The sequence below is a fragment of the Rodentibacter heidelbergensis genome (genome assembly GCF_002000125.1).
Lineage (GTDB): Bacteria > Pseudomonadota > Gammaproteobacteria > Enterobacterales > Pasteurellaceae > Rodentibacter > Rodentibacter heidelbergensis.
The window spans coordinates 1-20,388 of sequence record NZ_MLHH01000001.1; the positions used below are offsets into that span (position 1 = coordinate 1).

18 protein-coding genes and 1 tRNA gene are annotated in these 20,388 nt (G+C 39.6%); 12 read left to right on the forward strand and 7 right to left on the reverse strand.

The window, feature by feature from the left end:
* The coding region (metE, locus tag BKK48_RS00005) for a 5-methyltetrahydropteroyltriglutamate--homocysteine S-methyltransferase (RefSeq protein ID WP_143538720.1) at positions 1-1,783 on the forward strand (1,783 nt) is incomplete at its 5' end.
* A gap of 155 nt (positions 1,784-1,938) precedes the next feature.
* Here the strand turns inward: metE and BKK48_RS00010 are convergent.
* A complete protein-coding gene (locus BKK48_RS00010; RefSeq protein WP_077426182.1) occupies positions 1,939-2,712 on the reverse strand; it encodes an FNR family transcription factor in 774 nt (257 codons plus the stop codon).
* A 293-nt stretch (positions 2,713-3,005) separates the two neighbouring features.
* On the opposite strand from BKK48_RS00010, the gene BKK48_RS00015 reads away from it, so the two are divergent.
* Together BKK48_RS00015 and uspE are read left to right on the forward strand one after the other, a co-directional pair.
* Positions 3,006-3,091 (forward strand) — tRNA-Leu (locus tag BKK48_RS00015).
* A 149-nt stretch (positions 3,092-3,240) separates the two neighbouring features.
* Complete coding sequence (gene uspE / locus BKK48_RS00020) at positions 3,241-4,170, forward strand: universal stress protein UspE (RefSeq protein WP_077426183.1); 930 nt, start codon at positions 3,241-3,243, stop codon at positions 4,168-4,170.
* A 313-nt stretch (positions 4,171-4,483) separates the two neighbouring features.
* Here the strand turns inward: uspE and BKK48_RS00025 are convergent, their stop codons facing one another.
* The 3 genes from BKK48_RS00025 to BKK48_RS00035 are packed head-to-tail and all read right to left on the reverse strand — an operon-like array spanning position 4,484 to position 6,969.
* Complete coding sequence (locus BKK48_RS00025) at positions 4,484-5,836, reverse strand: anti-phage deoxyguanosine triphosphatase (RefSeq protein ID WP_077426184.1); 1,353 nt, start codon at positions 5,834-5,836, stop codon at positions 4,484-4,486.
* Positions 5,833-6,534, reverse strand: a complete 702-nt coding sequence (locus BKK48_RS00030; protein WP_077426185.1) for a CidB/LrgB family autolysis modulator — start codon at positions 6,532-6,534, stop codon at positions 5,833-5,835. The genes BKK48_RS00025 and BKK48_RS00030 overlap by 4 nt, the downstream gene beginning before the upstream one ends.
* Before the next feature lie 6 nt (positions 6,535-6,540).
* Positions 6,541-6,969 (reverse strand): CidA/LrgA family protein, encoded by a 429-nt coding sequence (locus BKK48_RS00035; RefSeq protein WP_077426186.1) that lies wholly within the window; start codon positions 6,967-6,969, stop codon positions 6,541-6,543.
* Between the two features lie 228 nt (positions 6,970-7,197).
* Between BKK48_RS00035 and BKK48_RS00040 the strand changes: the two genes are divergently transcribed.
* From BKK48_RS00040 to ppnN, 6 genes are read left to right on the forward strand one after another with little or no spacing between them, the layout of a single operon-like run.
* Positions 7,198-7,686, forward strand: coding sequence for a thermonuclease family protein (locus BKK48_RS00040; RefSeq protein ID WP_077426224.1), 489 nt, complete (start codon positions 7,198-7,200; stop codon positions 7,684-7,686).
* Entirely contained in the window at positions 7,676-8,875 is a 1,200-nt protein-coding gene (locus BKK48_RS00045) for a cysteine desulfurase (protein ID WP_077426187.1), read from the forward strand. Before BKK48_RS00040 ends, BKK48_RS00045 begins: the two co-directional genes overlap by 11 nt.
* Positions 8,872-9,252 (forward strand): SufE family protein, encoded by a 381-nt coding sequence (locus BKK48_RS00050; protein WP_077426188.1) that lies wholly within the window; start codon positions 8,872-8,874, stop codon positions 9,250-9,252. The genes BKK48_RS00045 and BKK48_RS00050 overlap by 4 nt, the downstream gene beginning before the upstream one ends.
* The gene (locus BKK48_RS00055) at positions 9,243-10,028 is read left to right on the forward strand and encodes a Zn-ribbon-containing protein (protein ID WP_077426189.1); all 786 of its coding nucleotides are present in this window, start codon (positions 9,243-9,245) and stop codon (positions 10,026-10,028) included. The genes BKK48_RS00050 and BKK48_RS00055 overlap by 10 nt, the downstream gene beginning before the upstream one ends.
* Before the next feature lie 12 nt (positions 10,029-10,040).
* Positions 10,041-10,880, forward strand: a complete 840-nt coding sequence (queF, locus tag BKK48_RS00060) for an NADPH-dependent 7-cyano-7-deazaguanine reductase QueF (RefSeq protein WP_077426190.1) — start codon at positions 10,041-10,043, stop codon at positions 10,878-10,880.
* 8 nt (positions 10,881-10,888) lie between these two features.
* Positions 10,889-12,244, forward strand: coding sequence for a nucleotide 5'-monophosphate nucleosidase PpnN (ppnN, locus tag BKK48_RS00065; protein ID WP_077426191.1), 1,356 nt, complete (start codon positions 10,889-10,891; stop codon positions 12,242-12,244).
* A 141-nt stretch (positions 12,245-12,385) separates the two neighbouring features.
* Here the strand turns inward: ppnN and BKK48_RS00070 are convergent, their stop codons facing one another.
* On the reverse strand, positions 12,386-13,528 hold the full coding sequence (locus BKK48_RS00070; RefSeq protein WP_077426192.1) for a hypothetical protein: 1,143 nt from the start codon (positions 13,526-13,528) through the stop codon (positions 12,386-12,388).
* 87 nt (positions 13,529-13,615) lie between these two features.
* Positions 13,616-14,728, reverse strand: coding sequence for an iron-sulfur cluster carrier protein ApbC (apbC, locus tag BKK48_RS00075; protein ID WP_077426193.1), 1,113 nt, complete (start codon positions 14,726-14,728; stop codon positions 13,616-13,618).
* Positions 14,729-14,885: 157 nt separating this feature from the next.
* Between apbC and metG the strand changes: the two genes are divergently transcribed.
* Both metG and tehB read left to right on the forward strand, forming a co-directional pair.
* A complete protein-coding gene (metG, locus tag BKK48_RS00080; RefSeq protein ID WP_077426194.1) occupies positions 14,886-16,934 on the forward strand; it encodes a methionine--tRNA ligase in 2,049 nt (682 codons plus the stop codon).
* A 116-nt stretch (positions 16,935-17,050) separates the two neighbouring features.
* Positions 17,051-17,911, forward strand: coding sequence for an SAM-dependent methyltransferase TehB (gene tehB / locus BKK48_RS00085; RefSeq protein ID WP_077426195.1), 861 nt, complete (start codon positions 17,051-17,053; stop codon positions 17,909-17,911).
* A gap of 71 nt (positions 17,912-17,982) precedes the next feature.
* On the opposite strand, the gene dapD is transcribed toward tehB, so the two are convergent.
* On the reverse strand, positions 17,983-18,810 hold the full coding sequence (dapD, locus tag BKK48_RS00090; protein WP_077426196.1) for a 2,3,4,5-tetrahydropyridine-2,6-dicarboxylate N-succinyltransferase: 828 nt from the start codon (positions 18,808-18,810) through the stop codon (positions 17,983-17,985).
* A 388-nt stretch (positions 18,811-19,198) separates the two neighbouring features.
* Between dapD and purR the strand changes: the two genes are divergently transcribed.
* Entirely contained in the window at positions 19,199-20,215 is a 1,017-nt protein-coding gene (gene purR, locus BKK48_RS00095) for an HTH-type transcriptional repressor PurR (protein ID WP_077426197.1), read from the forward strand.
* The last annotated feature ends 173 nt before the right edge of the window (positions 20,216-20,388 follow it).

Below are 20,388 nucleotides of genomic sequence, written 5' to 3' on the forward strand. Positions count from 1 at the left end.
ACTTTTGGGGTGCAGATCAGCATTTAACCGTTTTGATTTATTAAATAAATTGCTCCCGGTCTATGTCGAAATTTTAAACGCCTTAGCGAAAGAAGGAGTAGATTATATTCAAATTGACGAACCGGCGTTAGCCGTTGACTTACCGCAACAATGGGTCGCAGCATACAAAGAGGTTTACGCCACATTAACCACACAGGTGAACGCAAAATTATTATTAGCCACTTATTTTGGTTCAGTGGCAGAACACGCTAATTTATTAAAATCTTTACCTGTTGCCGGTTTACACATTGATGTGGTGCGTGCCCCAGAACAGCTTTCAGCCTTTATTGATTACGACAAAATTTTGTCTGTGGGTATCATTGATGGTCGTAATATTTGGCGGGCTAATTTAAGCCAAGTGTTAGATATTGTCGAACCACTAAAAGCGAAATTCGCTGATCGTTTATGGATTGCCCCAAGCTGTTCCCTACTCCACTCACCTTATGATTTATCCGTTGAAACCCAATTACAAACCAACAAACCTGAACTTTATCGTTGGCTTTCTTTCTGTTTACAAAAAATTCAAGAATTGCGAGTGATTAAAACTGCACTTGAGCAAGGTCGCCAAGCGGTTCAAGCGGAAATCGATGCCAGCCAAGCAGCCGCTGATGAGCGTGCCAATTCAAAAGAAATTCATCGTCCTGAAGTAGCGGCACGTTTGGCAAACTTACCAAAAGGTGCAGATCAACGGAAATCCCCCTTTGAGGAAAGAATTAAATTACAAAACAGCTGGCTAAACCTTCCATTATTACCTACTACAAGTATCGGCTCTTTTCCACAAACGAAAGAAATTCGTTTAGCCCGAGCCGCATTCAAAAAAGGCGATTTAAGCGTTGCAGACTATGAAGCAGCGATGAAAAAAGAAATTGAATTGGTGGTTCGTGAACAAGAAAAATTAGATTTAGATGTGCTGGTTCATGGTGAAGCAGAGCGTAACGATATGGTGGAATACTTTGGTGAATTACTAGAAGGTTTTGCTTTCACTAAGTTCGGTTGGGTGCAAAGTTATGGCTCTCGTTGTGTGAAACCACCGGTGATTTATGGTGATGTTGTTCGTCCTGAACCAATGACGGTTCGTTGGTCGCAATATGCTCAAAGCCTAACGAAAAAAGTGATGAAAGGGATGCTGACCGGGCCGGTGACGATTTTGCAATGGTCTTTTGTTCGCAACGATATTCCTCGCTCAACCGTCTGTAAACAGATTGCTGTGGCACTTTCTGATGAAGTATTGGATTTAGAAAAAGCCGGTATTAAAGTCATTCAAATTGACGAACCTGCTATTCGTGAAGGGCTACCCCTTAAACGAGCCGATTGGGACGCTTATTTACAATGGGCGGGGGAAGCCTTTCGTTTAAGCTCTATGGGTTGCCAAGATGATACACAAATCCACACCCATATGTGTTATTCAGAGTTTAATGATATTTTACCGGCTATTGCTGCATTAGATGCGGATGTGATCACAATTGAAACCTCACGTTCTGATATGGAACTCCTCACTGCCTTTGCCGATTTCAAATATCCGAACGATATCGGCCCGGGAGTGTATGACATCCATAGCCCACGGGTTCCAACGGAAGCTGAAATTGAACATTTACTACATAAAGCCTTACAAGTAGTACCAAAAGAACGCTTATGGGTTAACCCGGACTGTGGTCTAAAAACCCGAGGTTGGACAGAAACCATTGCGCAATTAAATGTGATGGTTAATGTTACGAAAAAATTGCGTGCTGAGCTTACACAATAAAGCGAAAAGGCTGAATTTTAAAAATTCAGCCTTTTACTTCAAGCGAGGTGCAAAAGCTCCTTAAAATAGATAAAGAATATTTTTAATCTCAAACATTTTCTCGCTAAAAACCACTTCTAAGAAGTGGTTTTTCGATAAGAAAGGGAAAATTATCCTTATTCTGTGACAATAATTTTCGTTTTATTTGTCCCGGTCAATTCAATTAAAGCATTCATATCATTTATTGTAATGTATTTCCCCTGCACGGAAAGCACACCAAGCTTTTGAAAGCGTCCTAACAGACGACTGATAGTTTCAACTGTCAACCCCAGATAGTTACCGATATCACCACGGGTCATGGTTAAACGGAACTCTCGGGCAGAGAAACCTCGGGCTGAATAGCGTTTTGAAAGATTATAAATGAAGGCAGCCAAACGTTCTTCCGCATTCATCTTTGAAAGCAACAAAATCATTTCTTGATCACTTTTAATTTCGCTGCTCATTAAACGAATGATTTGCTGACGAAGCTTCGGCATTTTGCCGGCAAGATCATCTAAAATATCAAAAGGAATTTCACATACCATTGCCGTTTCTAATGCTTGCGCAAAGCTTGGGTGTTGCATATTCGTGATAGCATCAAAACCAACAAGGTCACCGGGCAGATGAAATGAGGTAATTTGTTCCTCACCGGCTTCGCTGATTGTATAACTTTTAATCGTGCCGGAACGGATGGCGTAAATAGAGTTTAGTGTATCGCCTGCTTTAAATAATACTTGTGATTTTTGAATAGGCTTTTTGCGTTCGATAATGTTATCGAGTTGATCAAGTTCGTGTTCATTTAACGTGAAAGGAATACAAAGTTGGCTAATACTGCAATCCTGACAGTGAATCGCACAACCTCCTAATTGAATTCGGCGTCCTGCCTTAGTGTCTGAAACGAAATTTTTCATTTAATCCTCAGATATTTTTTTAAAATAGTATAAAATTGATCTACCGCAAAGATTTTAACACTAAATAGGCATTTTAAGAAGATGGCTGCTGAAAAATTAACAAAGAAACGATTAATTCAAATTCTGATTATGTTGTGTATTTTACTCTCCGCATTTATTTGGCGTTATTTCTTTTCTTAAGCTTTTCCATGATGACAATTTATTTTTGATTAATTTTAAATCAAATAAATAAAATCGCACATTTTTTACTTGATACGGTCTTTTATAAGCGTATAATCGCTCCCCGTACCCAAGCCTGGGTGGCGAAATTGGTAGACGCAGCGGATTCAAAATCCGCCGGTGAATAACCGTGTCGGTTCGAGTCCGACCCTAGGCACCAACAAAATTTTACACATCTAAGCCGCTAATTGAGCGGCTTTTTTGTTTTCTTTTTAACGAAAACTGCTGTCAGATCAGTTTTTTGCCGATCTTTTCTTGTCATACAATCAATTCTTTCTTATGCTATGCAACACCATCACGGAGGTTGTTATGAAATTTAAAAATATTCTCGTTGTACTTAATCCTGATAACGAAAAACAATATGCCCTTGCCCGCGCTGTTCGTCTTGTTAAAGAACAAGAAAATGTTGAAAAAGTAAAAATTACAACATTATTAGCGGTCTATGATTTATCTTATGAAATGTCGGCATTGCTCTCCTCTGAAGAAAGAGAAGAGATGCACAAAACTGCCATTGAGCAACACCGTCAAGCGGTTCAATTTTATCTTGATAAATATGCCGATCCGCAAATTGAATTTGAATCTCACATCGTTTGGAACAGTAACGAAGCGGAAGGAATTCGTGAAGAAGTTGAGAAAAACCAATATGATTTGGTTGTAAAATACACTAAAGATGAAGAAAGCTTAACTTCGCTTATTTTCACTCCGGTTGACTGGCAACTATTACGCAAATGTCCAGTCCCTGTTTTAATTGTTCGTGATGGAAATTGGAAACATCAACGCCGTATTCTCATTGCAGTGAATGTTTCCGGTGAACAAGATTATCAAGATGAATTTAATCAAGAGCTTGTCGCCACAGGCATGTCCCTTGCAGAAAATTTAAACCGTGGCAATGTACACCTTGTCGCCGCCTATCCGGTAACGCCAATTAATATGGCAATTGATTTACCGGAATTTAACACTTCTGGTTATGAAAATGGTATTCGTGGACAACATTTAATCAATATGAAAACCTTACGTCAAAAATTTGGTATTGATGAAGATCATACTCATGTAAGAGAAGGTTTTCCTGAAGATGTCATTCCCGAGGTTGCAAAAGACATTGAGGCGGAACTTGTCATTCTCGGTACAGTCGGAAGAACCGGGTTATCCGCCGCACTACTCGGCAACACCGCCGAACATGTGATAAGTAAGCTCAGCTGTAATTTACTTGCGATCAAACCCGCTAAAAAAGAGGATTAACTCTTACCAAAAGAGCGGTCATTAAATATTGATATTTTAATGACCGCTCTTTTTATACAAAATCATCCCCTCCACCTTTACAACTTAAACTTACCCAAAATTTTTTTTAATATTTTATAAAAAATGTGAACTATCTCACAAAGTGCTGGTCTGATAAGTTGCTAGTGCACTGCGTAAAGCAGTTTTTTAAATTTCTTATTTTAAGACCTCCTCCGCTATTCTTATGAATAGCGTTTTTTTTATCTTCAAAATGTGTCGCCTTTATCATCAGGCTTCACACTTTAAAGTGCGGTCAAATTTAGCCTTGTTTTCATTATAGCTGTTGATAAACCCTCATCGCATAGGCATCGGACATACTCGCAATATAATCACAAATAACACGTTTTTTCTGCTCATTTGGTGCATTTTGCCATTCTTCGGCAGTGTGACGAGGTAAAAGGCGAATAGGGTCAGATTCAAAAATTTGGAACATTTCCGTCAACATTCTTTGCCCTTTATATTCAATTCGCTGCGTATCAACACTCCGAATCACATATTTCCAAACAAATTTTTTGAACACATCAAGGGCCATCACAACCGCTTCGGGTAATTCTGCGTTATAACGTAACAAAGGCTCATCAAAGTTCTCGGTGAGTGTCCAACGTACATTGGTAATGAAGAAATTGACTAATGCCCCAATGGCATTTTTTCGTTCAAAATGTTTATCAGAGAAAAGCCCTTGACTAATCTTTTGGATATTTTTTTGTAACCATGGATAAGGAATTTGTGCCAAAGCGACATGGGCTTCTTGCCATTGATGTTGATTTACCATTTTCGTCACAATCGCATCTTCCAAATCATGTACCGCATAAGCAATGTCATCGGCCAATTCCATAATACTGCAATCGAGAGATTTAAAACGGGTTTTTAAAAACTCGGCAGAAGTTGACCGCACTTTTTGTACCGAACTGAATAAAGTGCGATCATTTTCACTGAGATTTTCCAACAGCCAATGAAACATCCCTAAATCATCACGGAAAAGGCCTTTCCCCGGTTTCCAATCGCTGATTTTGACATAACGGGCATCAACTGGGGTTAAGTGAGGTAAATGGGCATATTGCGGCGATGCGGTATCTAAAATAGTAGGATATTTGACAACACCAAGCAGTGTGCGGCGTGTTAAATTCATCCCTGCATTTTCGGTATAAGGTTCAAGTTTTGTCAGAATTCGAAAAGTTTGCGCATTGCCTTCAAAACCACCATGTTGATGCATCATAAAATTTAACGCCACTTCCCCACCATGCCCAAAAGGCGGATGACCGATATCATGAGCAAAGCAGAGGCTTTCAATTAAATCATTGCTGGGTAGTAGCCCTTTAAGCTGTTTTTGTAGCTCTGTTTGTTCCCAATTTAATTGTTCGGATAAATGATGAAATGCCTCAGCATACTTTAACTGTGCCACCAAACTACTTCCAATTTGCGCCACTTCTAATGAATGGGTTAAACGGGTGCGATAAAAATCATTTTCACCAATGGCGTGAATTTGGGTTTTCGCTTGCAAACAACGGAATGCGGCAGAATGTAAAATTCGTCCACGATCTCGCCGAAATGGCGGACGATAGTCTTTTTCACGGGGTAAATCAGGTATAAACCGTTCAGTCCAACGAGGGGATAAGGTATTTTTCATAGGGCTATAAACACATAAATTATTTTAAACACCAAAGGTGCAAGGATAGCGCTGATAATGCCACAAAGTACCAAAGAAATCGAACTATAACTCCCCGCTTTAGGGTTAATTTCCATACAGCTTACTGTCCCCAAAGCGTGAGATACCGCACCTACAGATAAACCTATCGCTTCTTGGTGGCGTAACCCGATTTTTTTCAAAATCAAATAGCCGAAAACAGAACCCTGTAAGCCGGCCAACACCACCCCTACGGCGGTAACCGCAGGAATGCCGCCTAAATGGGCGGAAACCTCCATCGCAATCGGTGTCGTAATGGATTTTGGCAGTACTGTTGCCACCATTTCCGGTGTCGCCCCTAAAATTAAGGCAATCATTGCGCCACTCAACATCGAAAATACAGAAGCAAGTAAGACAACAGAAAGAATAATACGCCATTGCTTGGCAATTTGTCGTAATTGTTCATAAAGTGGTAAGGCAAGCGCTACAATACTCAGGCTCAATAAATGATTGATGGGAGCATTGCCTTGCATATAGTCATCATAAGGAATTTTTCCCATCACTAAAATGACGACCAAAATGAGCACGGTAAGGATAAATGAATTGAAAATAATGGATTTCCAACGTTTATTAATTTGGAGGGCAAGCCAAAATCCGAAAATCGTTAAAAAACTATAAAGATAAAGGGAATAATTCATCATTTCACTCTATTTAATGGATGAGGTTTCTTCTCGTGCAGCGCGTTTAGCCAGCACCTTCTGGCGTTTATGACGAAAGGATTGGCGTTCAAATAGACGATTTCCCACGATGCCGATAAAAACAAGGGTAAGACAAGTGCTGATCACATTGGGAATAATCAAAATCGTCATTTTTTCCCACAATAAATCGGAATATTTGATGATCCCCACACTCACGGGGACAAACAAAATCGCCATATAGCGAATTAACAAACTCGCCCCCAAATAAACCCATTCAAAAGGAATGAGTTTTGTCGTCAACCCCATAAAAAGCAACAGCAATCCCCAAATACTCCCCGGCACGCCGGCGGGGACAAAATGGGCAAGTTGATTACCAAGATAAAGCATGATGTAAAGTATTAATAAGGAACGAAGTAAAAGAAACGACTTAGATAACATCTTTTTCCTTTTCAACTTTTTCAATAATATTTAAAAAATATTTTACGCCTATCTCTTTCCCCTTCGCCAGCCTTTTTCTTGAAAAACGCAGGAATTTATGCGTTTGATCAAAAACCATGACTTATCGCTCATTTGCGCTGTAATTTGTTACAATAGCCAACTCACTTTTTCAACGTAGAAATTGAACAAAAATTCGCCGGGATGCAAGGCTTATTTTTTTATAATGTTATGATTAAAAATATCATCATTTTAATTTCATTGCTTTTTTTAACCGCACTTTCAGCCTACGCTCAACCTTTCCGCAATTGTCTTGTGGTGGGAGTTAGTGATGGCGATACCATCACTTGCCTGATGAAGGGAAAGAAAAACATCAAAATCCGTTTAGCAGAAATTGATGCACCGGAACGCAATCAGCCCTTTGGAAAGAAAGCCAAACAACAGCTTTCAGCCCTCATTTATAAACGCTGGGTGAGCTTAAAAATAAGCGGTCAAGATCGGTATAAACGGACACTGGCAACCGTCTATCACAACGGAAAAAACATTAATCTTGCCATGGTGAAATCCGGTATGGCTTGGGCATATCATCACTCTCTTCGCCACAGTATTTATTTACAGGCACAACAAAAAGCCCAAGCGAAACGATTAGGCTTATGGGCTGGCAGTTCCCCTATTCCACCCGATGAATGGCGCAAACAGGAGAGAAAATATGGCTTTTGATTATCAATCCTTTAAAGAAAACTTCCCTTATTTTAAACACCCTCAGGCCACAGTGTATTTAGATAGTGCGGCGACAGCATTAAAACCCAATGTTTTAATTGAACGCACCGCTGAATTTTATGCCTCAGCCGGTTCGGTACATCGCAGCCAATATGATGCAGAGCAAACCGCCCAATATGAACAGACCCGCACACAAGTAAAACGGCTGATTAATGCAGAAGATGAAAAAGCGGTGATTTGGACATCAGGCACAACCCACGCTATTAATTTAGTAGCGAATGGGTTATTACCTCATTTAAACACAGGCGATGAAATTCTAATAAGCCAGGCAGATCACCATGCGAATTTTGTCACTTGGCATGAAACCGCCAAAAAATGCGCAGCCACCCTACGAGTTTTGCCGATTTTGGATAATTGGCTTATTGATGAAACGGCATTAAAACACGCCCTCAATGAGCGCACAAAACTGGTGGCATTAAATTTTGTTTCCAATGTTACCGGCACGGAACAGCCTGTTAAACGCCTCATTCAAATTATCCGCCAACACAGCAATGCCCTTGTTTTAGTGGATGCAGCCCAAGCGATTAGCCATATTCAAATTGATTTACAAGATCTTGATACGGATTTTCTTGCCTTTTCCGCCCATAAACTTTATGGACCAAACGGAATTGGCGTTTTAAGCGGAAAATTGACCGCACTTTCACAGCTCACCCCTCTCTTTTTCGGTGGTAAAATGGTGGATCGTGTTTCAGCAGAAAACATCACTTTTGCCAATTTGCCCTATCGTCTTGAGGCAGGCACGCCTAATATCGCCGGTGTGATTGGTTTTAATGCCGTATTAGATTGGTTATCCCAATGGGATGTTACCTGTGCCGAGCAACACGCGGTAACATTAGCGCAATCGGTGAAAGTGCGACTAAAAGACTATGCCAATTGTCGATTATTTAATTCCCCACAAGCAAGCACGATTGTATGCTTCATCTTTGAGGGAATAGACAGCTCGGATCTTTCTACCTTGCTTAGCGAACAACAAATTGCTTTGCGTGTGGGCGAACATTGCGCTCAACCCTATTTAGCAAGACTGGGGGAACGCACTACGTTACGCCTTTCTTTTGCCCCTTACAATACGCCGGAGGATGTGGCACAATTCTTCGCTGCACTGGATAACGCTTTGGAACTTTTACAATGATCGACCAAGTAAAACAAACCAAAAACTGGGAAGAACGCTACCGACTGATTATTCAAGCCGGCAAAAATTTGCCTCGCCCAAGTGATGAAGATCTTGCCAAAATGCAACAAATTCATGGCTGTGAAGCACAGATGTGGTTTCAAATTGCCCCTCAAAATGACCGCACTTTTCAATTCCGTGCCTTTAGCGAAGCCCGTATTATGAACGGTTTACTTTGGTTATTGTTAGAAAAAATCAATGGCAAAACCGCCGAGGAATTAAGCCAATTTGATCTCACTGCTTTTTTTAGCGAACTCGGCATTGCACAACGTTTAAGTGAAACCCGTTTAAACGGCTTAAATCAAATTGGACAAAAATTAAACCAGTTATGTACTTAATTGAAACCTTCTTTAAATTGACCGCTCTTGAAAATGACGTTTCAGAGCAAAGCCGCTTGCTGAATGTGGTTATCGATCAATGGCGTTATAACGGTCAAATTATCGGGCGTGAAATTCCGCTCTATTTGGTGGAGAAAAAGGCTCAACAAGGCTTTGCCATGCGTGTTATCTGCCCTGAGCAAGACAGCCTTTTACCTCAATATAATAATGTAGAAGTCGATGATGCCTTGGAAAAGGCTCAAAAGTGCGGTCTGATTTTTGAGGGTTTTCAAATTATGGGGGATGATCTCAATAGTGATCAAACCGCCTCAAACACACATCCTGAATGGCAAATACTTTATACCACCCATTTACAAAGTTGCTCACCGCTCCACAGTGGCGAAGATTTTTCCCCGATTCCCCTTTATAAACAATTGAAAAATCAACCGCACTTAAGTCAAGATGTGATTAAATGGCAGGAAAATTGGCAAGCCTGTGATCAGCTTCAAATGAATGGTGCAATTTTGGAACAACAAGCTCTAGAGGAAATCACCAATCATCAAAGCCGATTGGCAAAACACGGACGCTATTTGGCACAAGAAATCGAAAAAATAAGCCATATTCCCACCTACTATTATCTGTATCGAGTGGGCGGTCAATCCCTTGAAAATGAGCAACATCGACACTGCCCTGAATGTGGTGGCAACTGGGCGTTAAGTGAACCGATTTTTGAAATATTTCATTTTAAATGTGATCAATGTCGATTGCTCTCAAATATTTCATGGAATTTTTTATAGCGAGGAAACACAATGAACAAGCAAGATTACGGATTAACCTCACTGAAACTTGGTCAAAAAACCAACTATGCCAACAAATATGACTGCACCTTATTACAAGCCGTACCCAGAGCCTTAAACCGTGATGCTTTAGGCATTAGCCAAAGCCAACCTTTCACAATCGGTGCCGATATTTGGACAGCCTATGAAATTTCGTGGCTTAATGAAAAAGGTGTGCCACAAGTGGCGATTGCCGATATTTATTTGGATCACCAAAGTCAAAATTTAATTGAATCGAAAAGTTTTAAACTCTATTTAAACAGCTTTAACCAAACAAAATTCGCCAATTTCAACCAAGTTGCACAAATTATGCAACAAGATTTAACAGAATGTGCCCAAGGTGAGGTGAAAGTGCGGTTAAATTCACTGGCGTTTTATCAAAACCAACAGATTGATAGGTTACAAGGTGAATGTATTGATGAGCAAGACATTGAAATTACGGACTATCAATTTAATGCGGGCTGGTTAGATAATTGCGTTTCTGATGAGGTGGTCGAAGAATATTTAGTCAGCCATTTATTGAAATCAAACTGTTTAATTACCAACCAACCGGATTGGGGTTCTCTTCAAATTCACTATGTGGGTAAAAAAATTGATCGGGAAAAATTATTACGTTACGTTGTCTCTTTCCGTCAGCATAACGAATTTCACGAACAATGTGTCGAGCGTATTTTTTGCGATTTAATGCACTATGCCAAACCACAAAAACTCACGGTTTATGCTCGCTATACCCGCCGGGGCGGTTTGGATATCAACCCTTTCCGTTCCAATTTTGAAAACTTACCGGAAAATTTACGTTTAGCCAGACAATAAGGATTGTTATGTCGAATATCCATTTTATCAACCCGAAAGGCAGCATGGCGTTGCTCTCTCATCTCGAAGTAGAACGTCTTACCAAAACAGCCCAATCGGGGTTATACCAACTTTATCGTAATTGCTCCCTTGCAGTACTGAACTCCGGGGCGATCACCGATGATAGCCGAGCATTATTACAACAATATACCGATTTTGATATTCATCTTGTGGCGCGTGAACGAGGGGTGAGTTTAGAACTTCATAATCCCCCGGAACGTGCCTTTGTGGACGATAAAATTATTGCCAATATTCAGCACCACCTTTTTGCGGTATTGCGTGATATTTTATTTGTCAATCTGCTGCATCAAGATGCCCCAATGCAGGATAGCAAACAAATCACAAACCAAGTTTTCTCTATTTTACGCAATGCGAAAGCATTGATTGTGGGCGAACATCCTAATTTAGTCGTCTGCTGGGGCGGTCATTCAATCAATGAAGTGGAATATCAATATTGCCGCCAAGTGGGATTAGCGCTGGGCTTACGAGAAATGAATATCATCACCGGCTGTGGCACGGGGGTGATGGAAGCGCCAATGAAAGGGGCGGCAATCGGACACGCCAATCAACGTTATAAAAACAGCCGTTTTGTGGGTATCACCGAGCCGTCTATTATTGCTTCCGAACCGCCTAACCCTATTGTGAACGAACTGATTATCATGCCGGATATCGAAAAACGTCTGGAAGCCTTTGTTCGTATGGGACATGGTATTTTAATTTTTCCGGGCGGCCCGGGAACTTTTGAAGAACTGCTCTATGTCCTCGGCGTAAAACTCAATCCGGAAAATAAAGCACAGCATTTACCGGTGATTTTAACCGGGCCAAAAGAAAGTGCGGATTATTTTGCTACCATTGATCGCTTTATTGGCGAAGTCCTTGGTGAAGAAGCGCAAAAACTGTATAGCATTGTGATTGATGATCCGGTAACGGTGGCACGCCATATGAAAAAAGCCATGGAAGAGGTGAAAACCCAACGCCGTCAAACGAATGATTCTTACGGCTTTAATTGGTCGCTAAAAATTGATCCACGTTTTCAACATCCTTTCGACCCAACCCATGAAAACATGGCAAATTTAGCGTTACATTTTAATCAATCCAAAATGGATCTCACCGCCAATCTCCGCCAAGTTTTTTCCGGCATTGTCGCTGGCAACATTAAACCTCAAGCACAAGATGCCATTGCCCAATTAGGAAAATTTAAACTCAAAGGCGAGCGCACTTTAATGGAAAAAGTCGACACCGTCCTACAAGATTTCATTCAACAACACCGAATGAAACTCCCAACCGGCAAAGCCTACGAGCCTTGTTATGAGATTGTGCGGTAAAGTGCGGTTAAAATTTAACTGACAAATTGCGATTATTTGTAGAAGATTAAATCTAATCAGATAACGTATTCCTATTCATCATCTCACCAATAGTGAGATTTCAAAGAGTAACCGTTAAATTAGATTAATCTTCTAAAATAATTAGTTTGTTTGTGTTTCAGAAGAATTATCCTGAAGATATTTTTTCACTTCTTCTCGGAGAGTCATCACTTTCTCTTTTGCTTCCTGTATGTTACGTTTTTTTTCCTCTAGTTTTCTTTCAAACTCAGAAAAAGGAACACTGGTATCACCTTCCAACTTAAATAAATTAAATTTCAAACGATATTCCGCATCTTGGAGTGTTTTCATGACACGTGGGGAAGGTTCTTCTTTTAAACTTTTAATTTTTGCAATGAGTTTTTTATCATTTAAAATCTCATTTTCAATCTTAGGCACCCTGATTTTTAAATCAACTAACTCCTCTAATTTTGATTCATATCGTTTTATCTTTCTTGCTAAATCCGATTCAGCAGATACAAGTGCTTTACGAGGGTCATAGCCAGATCTAATCACGCCATCACTAACATTGAATGATGGTTTTGATGGCAATCTTTTAGTCTCAAATTTTGGTTTTTCTTTTGGATAGGTTTCAAGTAGCTCAATATATCGTGCTTTTCTCGCTTCTTCCTTTGCGAATTCAGTTAATACAATTTTAGACGTTGATGGCACTCCAGGTAAGGCAAACTCTGTAATATCATGAGTCGGTAGAATAGTACATAACTCAATTATTTCATCAATTTCATCTTTAGTTTGATAACAAGTATAATTAGAAACATTGTAGAGTTGATTTAACAAATTAGGATCAGCTTTTTTCACTTGATCTTTTTTTATTTCTTCTCCTTTCTTGATTGTAATTACCGGTTCAGTATCTAAATTATATTGAATAATTTGCCTACCTTTATCTGTTACTAATTCTATTTTATTAATTTGATTAATATCACAAGTGGTATAGACTGAACCGCTTTTACCTTTAACAACTTCATGAGTTCCCCCTAGACGAGTACTTTCCCATAGGGTTGAATAATCTGGAGCCATTGCACCATTTCCATATCCAATTAAACATGCACCATCATTAACTATCATATTTTTGAAAATTAAATCTGTTAAAGGTGTAAAAGAAATATAATTTTTTCCTTGGACTACAACAGTTTCAGTCACACCTAATTTTACATCGAAAAAAGGTTCATCAGCCAATATTGATGGGCTAAACAATAATGGCACTAATGTCAAAAAACTTTTTTTCATAAAAATCACCTATTAATGTAATAAATACCAAATTCAATCTCATAATGTAACGTAATACATTATAACAAAAAAGCGGATAGTCAGCCCCTATTTTACTTCTCTAAACAAAATTTCACTTGGAATAACTGAACCTTGCCAATAAAGTTCGGTGGAAATTTTCTCCGCCAATTGTAGGAAAGCTTGTGCGATTTCACTTTCCGGTGCCGCCACCACAGTTGGGTTGCCAGTATCCAAATCTTCACGGATACGAAGATGTAACGGCAACTGTGCCAATACTTTCACCTTGTATTTTTCCGCCATTTTTTCAGCACCACCGGTGCCAAAAATGGCTTCGTGATGCCCACATTGGCTACAAATATGCATCGACATATTTTCTACAATGCCTAGCACCGGTACAGATACCCGTTCAAACATGGATACTCCTTTTACCGCATCAAGTAAGGCTATATCTTGTGGTGTGGTCACCACCACCGCACCGGTAACCGGAATTTGTTGTGACAGGGTAAGTTGAATATCTCCCGTGCCGGGCGGCATATCAATAACCAAATAATCCAAGCTATCCCATAGGGTTTCATTGAGTAGTTGGCTTAATGCACTGCTTGCCATTGGACCACGCCAAATAGTGGCACTGTCTTCATCCATTAAAAAACCAATCGAGTTTGCCGATAAACCATGCGCTTTAATGGGGGTGATATGTTGATTATCCGGAGAGGTTGGGCGTTGATGAGGCGCGCCCAACATATGAGGGATCGATGGGCCGTAAATATCCGCATCTAAAATACCCACTCTCGCTCCTTGAGCTTGCAACGCCAAGGCTAAATTCACCGAAACACTGGATTTTCCCACCCCACCTTTACCGGAGGTTACCGCAATAATATTCTTCACCCCTTTTACGGCAGGCTGATTATTCGCTCGTTTTAGGGTGGCAATTTGATAATTCACCTCCCATTTGATCGTTTTGCACGCTGCAATTTTTAATAGTTCCTCAGAAATAGCTTGTTTAAGCTGTGCTACGCCACTATTCCATGCAAAGGGAAGTTGTAATTCAATGCGTAATGTCTCGCCCCCTTTTTCAACTTTTTTTAGGGCATTGAGTGAAAGAAGATCTTTTTGTAAATGAGGATGTTGAAATTGCTGAAAAACTTGTTGAAGCTGGGTTTGCTGTGTTGACGTCAGATTGTCGGAAAAATAGATTGTCATAAAATATCCTGTCTAAAAATACAAAATCAACTAAATAAGTCGGGATATTTAATCACGGAAAGTGCGGTCTGTTAAGCTAAAGTTTTTCAAGCTAGAAAAAATACCCTTTCTCAGGTAAGATAACGGCAATTTTTTTGTGTAATAAAAGAGAACAACAATGACAACTCAACCCCGTAAAATGTTAGTCACTTGCGCCCTCCCTTATGCTAATGGTGCAATTCATTTAGGCCATATGCTCGAGCATATTCAAGCGGATATTTGGGTGCGTTTTCAACGTATGCGTGGCAATAAGATTTATTTCGTGTGTGCTGATGATGCCCATGGTACGCCAATTATGCTCAATGCCGATAAATTAGGTATGACACCGGAAGAATTGATCGCTAAAGCGAAAGCGGATCATATTCGTGATTTTGCCGGTTTTAATATTAGTTTTGATAACTATCACTCCACTCACAGTGAAGAAAATAAACAAATCACCGCAGAAATTTATAACAAATTAAAATCAAAGGGTTTCATCAAAAGCAAAGTGATTGAACAACTTTATGATCCGGAAAAAAAGATGTTTTTGCCGGATCGTTTTGTGAAAGGAACTTGCCCGAAATGTAAAGCAGAAGATCAATATGGTGATAACTGCGAAGTCTGTGCTTCCACTTATAGTCCAATGGATTTAATTAACCCTCGTTCTGCAATATCCGGTGCGACACCGATTGTGAAAGAATCTGAACACTTTTTCTTTGATTTGCCAGCATTTGAAAACATGTTGAAAGAATGGACAAATTCAGGTTCTCTTCAAGCGGAAATCGCCAACAAAATGCAAGAATGGTTTGAAAGCGGTTTACAACAATGGGATATTTCTCGTGATGCGCCTTATTTTGGTTTTGAAATTCCGGGAGCAACAGATAAATTCTTCTATGTATGGTTGGATGCACCAATTGGTTATATGGCATCATTCAAAAACCTTTGTGATCGTGAAGGCATTGATTTTAATGCGTTTTGGGCTGAAAACAGTGAAGCAGAACTTTATCATTTTATTGGAAAAGATATCGTCTATTTCCACAGCCTATTTTGGCCTGCGATGTTAGAAGGGAGTGGTTATCGTAAACCAACAAATGTGTTTGCCCATGGTTATGTCACTGTCGATGGGGCGAAAATGTCAAAATCCCGTGGCACGTTCATTCAAGCCAGCACCTATTTGAACCACATTGATCCCGAGTGCTTACGTTATTACTATGCGGCAAAAATCAATAATCGCATTGAAGATTTAGATTTTAATTTAGAGGATTTCGTTCAACGGGTAAACACGGATATCGTTAACAAATTAGTGAATTTAGCCTCTCGTAATGCGAGCTTTATCGCAAAACGTTTTAACGGAAAATTAGCCGATAAATTAGAAGATGAGGCATTATTTGCCGAGTTTACTGCACGAGCCGAACAAATCGCCACCTATTATGAAACCCGAGAATTTAATAAAGCGATCCGTGAAATTATGGCCTTGGCAGATAAAGCCAATAAATACATTGATGATAAAGCCCCTTGGGTGATCGCCAAAGAGGAAGGTAAAGAAGCCGAGCTACAAGCGGTTTGCTCCATGGGCATTGAACTCTTCCGTATTTTAATGACCTACTTAAAACCGGTATTACCCAAACTGGCTGAACGCTCAGAAGCGTTCTTACAAAGTGAATTAGCTTGGGATAATCTCGCCCAACCTTTACTGGGTCATACCCTTTCACCGTTCAAAGCGCTGTTCTCCCGTTTAGAGAAAAAACAAATTGATGCGGTAATTAATGAAACTAAAGCCTTGTTTGCACAAAGCAATCAGACTGCGGAAAAAACAGTATCAAAATCGACCGCACTTTCTCATATCGAACCGATTGCTGAAACGATCACCATTGATGATTTTGCAAAATTAGATATGCGGGTTGCCAAAGTGTTGAAATGCGAAGCCGTGCCGGAATCTAATAAACTTTTACGTTTTGAATTGGATCTTGGTGATCATACCCGCCAAGTTTTCTCAGGCATTAAAGCGGCCTATAACAAACCGGAAGAATTAGAAGGTCGGTTTGTGATTATGGTAGCCAACCTTGCACCACGCAAAATGAAATTTGGTGTGTCAGAAGGCATGATACTTTCCGCCGGTAGCGGAGGCAGTGATTTATTCTTGCTTTCTGCTGATAGCGGTGTCACTGCCGGTATGCAGGTGAAATAATCAATTAAGTATTTATTTGGGCGACATTTTGTCGCCTTTTTTATTTTTTCATTGAAAATTCAAAGCATATAACCTACTATTACACTCAACTATTATCAAACCTATTGGAGATCAGTATGACAAATCAACTCATCTGCTATAAACAAATGCCGATTTGGACGAAAGATAAACTCCCCCAAATGTTTCAGGAAAAGCATAATACCAAAGCAGGGACTTGGGGAAAATTGACCGTATTAAAAGGCAAACTCAAATTTTATGAATTAACGGAAACGGGGGATGTGCTTGCCGAGCATATTTTTACACCGGAAAGCGACATACCATTCGTTGAGCCGCAAGCTTGGCATCGAGTAGAAGCCTTAACGGAGGATTTGGAATGTACTCTTGGATTTTATTGTAAAAAAGAAGATTACTTCAACAAAAAATACAATATGACGGCCACCCATTCTGAAGTAAAAAATGCAGTCAATATCATTAAACCTTGTAAAACCCTCGATCTCGGTTGTGGACAAGGACGAAACTCCCTTTTCTTAAGTTTACTTGGGTTTAATGTTACCGCTTGGGATCATAATGCCAATAGCCTCGCTTTCTTAAATGAAACCAAGGACAAAGAAAATCTCAGCATATCAACCGCACTTTATGATATTAACACTGCCAATATTCAGGAAAACTACGATTTTATTCTTTCTACTGTGGTCTTCATGTTCTTAAACCGAGAACGCATACCAGCAATTATTCACAATATGCAGGAACATACCAATATCGGTGGATACAATTTAATTGTTGCTGCGATGTCCACAGAGGATGTGCCTTGTCCGATGCCTTTTTCTTTCACGTTCAAAGAAAATGAATTGAAAAATTATTACCAAGACTGGGAATTGATTAAATACAATGAAGAAATGGGCGAGTTACACAAAACCGATGAAAATGGCAATCGCATTAAAATGAAATTTGTGACAATGTTAGCCAAAAAGAAATAATCCATTGCTGATAAAAGAAAAAACCGCATTTTGTGACAACAAAGTGCGGTTTGTTTTGAGAAAATTTTTAATTATTCTTCGATAGAACGTAATAACTCGTTAATACCGACTTTACCGAGGGTTTTCGCATCCACTTTTTTCACGATCACCGCACAGTAAAGGCTATATTTACCACATTTTGACGGAAGGCTACCGGAAACCACCACCGATCCTGCCGGTACACGGCCGTAATGGATTTCACCGGTTTCACGGTCATAAATTTTCGTGGATTGACCGATGAATACGCCCATTGAAATCACACAACCGTCTTCAACAATCACCCCTTCCACCACTTCAGAACGTGCGCCGATAAAGCAGTTGTCACCAATGATAGTTGGATTGGCTTGTAATGGTTCTAATACGCCACCAATACCGACCCCACCGGATAAGTGAACATTTTTACCGATTTGTGCACAAGAACCTACTGTTGCCCAAGTATCAACCATCGTACCCTCGCCCACATAAGCCCCGATATTGACATAAGATGGCATTAACACACAGTTCTTCGAAATATAGGCCCCTTTACGCACAGTGGCAGACGGCACAACACGAAAGCCTTCTTGTTGGAAACGTTCTTCTGTGTAATCGGCAAATTTTAATGCGACTTTGTCGTAATATTTAGTTTCCGCTCCATCAATCAATTCGTTGTCATTGATACGGAATGAAAGCAATACCGCTTTTTTTAACCATTGATGAGTAACCCATTCACCCTCAATTTTTTCTGCAACACGATATTTACCACTATCTAAACCTTCGATCACTTCTTCAATCGCAGCTCGAGTTTCTGCATCCACCGTTTTTGGCGTAATTTCTGCACGTTTTTCAAAGGCGGATTCAATAATTGCTTGTAAATTTGACATTGTACTTCCTATTTCGTTAATGAATAAAACGGCGTTAGTTTTACCATATTTTTAATCCTCAAGCAAAAAACACCGAAAAAAATCACCGCACTTTGGAAACCCTAGTAGAAACCCCTAGTGTAAACCCTAGCGCGGTGATGAAAAAGCTATCGTATTAAATTAAAAAATAGCGAATGTTAATCCAAATATAAAAGCCATAACTAACGCAGCGGAAACAACCGCATAACCTAAATCACTCATTGTTTTCTCCTTAAATTGATGTTGAATCCCCGCCATTCTAACAAGAAAAAGAAAAAAAACGACCTTTTTTTAAAAAATTTTTGTTCTCCACTTAACTATTCTTAAACAATCCTTATAATGGGAAAAATTTTTTTAAGGAAAATCAACTATGGCAACGATTAAAGATGTGGCAAAAATGGCGGGCGTTTCCACCACCACGGTTTCCCATGTAATTAATAAAACCCGATTTGTTGCAAAAGAAACAGAAGAAGCCGTACAACATGCGATTAAAACCTTAAAATATTCTCCAAGTGCCGTGGCAAGAAGCCTAAAAGTCAACACCACGAAATCCATTGGCATGATCGTCACCACCAGTGAAACCCCCTACTTTGCGGAAATTATTCACGCCGTGGAAGAACATTGCTATCGTCAAGGCTATTCCCTTTTTTTGTGTAACACACAAAATGATCCTGAAAAAATTAAAAACCACTTAGAAATGTTGGCTAAAAAACGGGTAGATGGCTTGCTAGTGATGTGTTCCGAATATACTCAAACCTCCCTTAATTTACTGGCTAATTTTTCCACCGTACCGATGGTTGTGATGGATTGGGGCCCCAATGGTGATACCGATATCATTGATGATAACAGCTTTACCGGTGGCTATTTAGCCACAAAATATTTAATTGATTGCGGTCATAAAAAAATTGGTATTATCGCAGGTGAACTCACAAAAACGACAGCTAAAACCCGCTATGAAGGTTTTGAAAAAGCCATGAAAGAAGCGCATTTAAGCATCAATAAAAATTGGGTCACGGAAGGCTATTTTGAACCGGAAGACGGCTATGAATGTATGAATAAAATCCTTAACCAAGCAGATCTCCCCACTGCAGTGTTTTGCTGTAACGATGTCATGGCGTTAGGGGCGATTTCCGCTATTACAGAAAAAGGCTTACGAGTGCCCGATGATATTTCCATTATTGGCTATGATAATATTCATTCATCACGTTTTTATGCGCCTCCTTTAACCACCATTCACCAATCCAAATCTCGCCTCGGCGCACGAGCCGTGAATTTGTTATTTGAACGTATTTCACAAAAAGACAACGAGAATTTACCTCAATCTCAAAGCCGAATTGATATTCACCCCGAACTGGTTATCAGAAAATCCGTTAAAACCCTTTCATAAAATTCACTAAAAAATGACTGCACTTTTTACATAATCAATAGAAAGTGCGGTTGTCTTTTGAGAAATCTTTAATTTTTTTGTTTTTTATCAATCTTTTCTTTTATAGGGTTTGACCGAACACCTCTTTTTAGTTATACCTACACCCAGTTTTATTTTTTAATTTAATTTTAGGA

What these genes read in the sequence shown, in the direction of transcription:
- BKK48_RS00010 (WP_077426182.1), bottom strand. Translation starts at nt 2,712, where the DNA reads ATGAAAAATTTCGTTTCAGACACTAAGGCAGGACGCCGAATTCAATTA.
- uspE (WP_077426183.1), top strand. Translation starts at nt 3,241, where the DNA reads ATGAAATTTAAAAATATTCTCGTTGTACTTAATCCTGATAACGAAAAA.
- BKK48_RS00025 (WP_077426184.1), bottom strand. Translation starts at nt 5,836, where the DNA reads ATGAAAAATACCTTATCCCCTCGTTGGACTGAACGGTTTATACCTGAT.
- BKK48_RS00030 (WP_077426185.1), bottom strand. Translation starts at nt 6,534, where the DNA reads ATGATGAATTATTCCCTTTATCTTTATAGTTTTTTAACGATTTTCGGA.
- BKK48_RS00035 (WP_077426186.1), bottom strand. Translation starts at nt 6,969, where the DNA reads ATGTTATCTAAGTCGTTTCTTTTACTTCGTTCCTTATTAATACTTTAC.
- BKK48_RS00040 (WP_077426224.1), top strand. Translation starts at nt 7,198, where the DNA reads ATGATTAAAAATATCATCATTTTAATTTCATTGCTTTTTTTAACCGCA.
- BKK48_RS00045 (WP_077426187.1), top strand. Translation starts at nt 7,676, where the DNA reads ATGGCTTTTGATTATCAATCCTTTAAAGAAAACTTCCCTTATTTTAAA.
- BKK48_RS00050 (WP_077426188.1), top strand. Translation starts at nt 8,872, where the DNA reads ATGATCGACCAAGTAAAACAAACCAAAAACTGGGAAGAACGCTACCGA.
- BKK48_RS00055 (WP_077426189.1), top strand. Translation starts at nt 9,243, where the DNA reads ATGTACTTAATTGAAACCTTCTTTAAATTGACCGCTCTTGAAAATGAC.
- queF (WP_077426190.1), top strand. Translation starts at nt 10,041, where the DNA reads ATGAACAAGCAAGATTACGGATTAACCTCACTGAAACTTGGTCAAAAA.
- ppnN (WP_077426191.1), top strand. Translation starts at nt 10,889, where the DNA reads ATGTCGAATATCCATTTTATCAACCCGAAAGGCAGCATGGCGTTGCTC.
- BKK48_RS00070 (WP_077426192.1), bottom strand. Translation starts at nt 13,528, where the DNA reads ATGAAAAAAAGTTTTTTGACATTAGTGCCATTATTGTTTAGCCCATCA.
- apbC (WP_077426193.1), bottom strand. Translation starts at nt 14,728, where the DNA reads ATGACAATCTATTTTTCCGACAATCTGACGTCAACACAGCAAACCCAG.
- metG (WP_077426194.1), top strand. Translation starts at nt 14,886, where the DNA reads ATGACAACTCAACCCCGTAAAATGTTAGTCACTTGCGCCCTCCCTTAT.
- tehB (WP_077426195.1), top strand. Translation starts at nt 17,051, where the DNA reads ATGACAAATCAACTCATCTGCTATAAACAAATGCCGATTTGGACGAAA.
- dapD (WP_077426196.1), bottom strand. Translation starts at nt 18,810, where the DNA reads ATGTCAAATTTACAAGCAATTATTGAATCCGCCTTTGAAAAACGTGCA.
- purR (WP_077426197.1), top strand. Translation starts at nt 19,199, where the DNA reads ATGGCAACGATTAAAGATGTGGCAAAAATGGCGGGCGTTTCCACCACC.